Origin of the sequence: Clostridium aquiflavi, assembly GCF_031344075.1 — a bacterium.
Classification (GTDB): Bacteria; Bacillota; Clostridia; order Clostridiales; family Clostridiaceae; genus Clostridium; species Clostridium aquiflavi.
The window spans coordinates 1-1,355 of the sequence record NZ_JAVJAN010000096.1 but is presented as its reverse complement, the minus strand read 5'-3'; the positions used below and the strand labels follow the sequence as shown (position 1 = coordinate 1,355).

Sequence of the window (1,355 nt, the reverse complement as noted above, 5' to 3'; positions counted from 1 at the left end):
GAAATAAAAAAGTCCATGAGATGTTGTTCTTTTTTAAGTAAAAGTTATATATGTTAAGTGCAATACTATTTATTTTAATTAGTATTGCACTTTTTTCTTTCCTTTTATAAGTTTATCCACAACATTATAAACATTATATTGGGTTTTTATTAATAATTACTCCTTAGCAGACTTTCTTTATAGTTTATTTTTCTAACTATAACACTTAATGAAAAGCCACTTGGATTATATTTAGAAGATGCATTAGAAGCTATGAAAGCTGTAAATTCTCATTTGGAAAAAATATTTATGCTTGGATTTATGAGAAGGTATGATAAATCATATGCTTATGCTAAACAAAAAATTGAAGAGGGGTCTATAGGTAAGGTTGTCTTGGTAAGATGCTATGGGAAATAGGAGGAGCTTATGAACATAAAGAATTTGATAAAATAAATGATGCTGAAACTGTAGCCGCTATGGTTAAGTTAAAAAATGGAACTATGACACTACTTGTTGCTGGCAGAAATTGTGCTCATGGATATCATATAGAAACTGAAATAATAGGAACTAAAGGAACATTAAGAATTGGAACAACTCCAGATAAAAATTTAGTAACGGTATTTAATGATAATGGAATTAATAATGAATGTGCTGGTGGATTTTTAAAAAGATTTGAGGATGCATATTTAGCAGAGGTTAAAGAATTTGTTAATTGTGTATTAGAAAATAGAAAGCCAGTTGTTACTGTTGAAGATGGCGTCTTATCAACTATTGTTGGATATGCATGTAAAGGATCTTTTGAAATTGGAGAATTAGTTAGGGTTGATTGTTCTGAATATGAAAAATTAAAATAGCAAACTAATATACAAAATAAGTAACTTGTATTAATTTATCCAAGGGAAATTAATACATTCTACATTATCAATTCATATATTTGACATATAAATACTATATTTTTTATTTAGTGTAATTGACCAATGTATATTTAATTAAATAATTAAGAAAAAAACTATAGATAAAATAGAAGTATAGTTAATAAAAAGTTGATTTACAATCTATATATATTACATTTGCTAGACTTTAATAGAATTAGAAAACTAATACTAAAATCATAAAATATTAAAATTATGATTTTAATAAGGTGATTTATGAGTTTATATAAACAAACATCAATATAACGGTTCCTAGTGTATCAGTAATTAAATAAATGAGAATTATAAAGAATTTACTAGTATTATAGAGTTAACTTTAAAATATGCATATTTATATGCCAAAGGCAATTAACATATATGGTAAGATAAAACACGTCGCTGAGAGATGCGGCAAACAAGTTAAAAAGAAGTTAAGAAATTAGATTTCAACTGATTAAAAAACTT

1 pseudogene is annotated in these 1,355 nt (G+C 25.3%); it reads left to right on the top strand.

From position 1 onward, the window contains the following. Nucleotides 1–207: 207 nt before the first annotated feature. Nucleotides 208–833: pseudogene (locus RGC78_RS16075) on the top strand (Gfo/Idh/MocA family protein); the annotation flags it as partial. Nucleotides 834–1,355 lie beyond the last annotated feature (522 nt).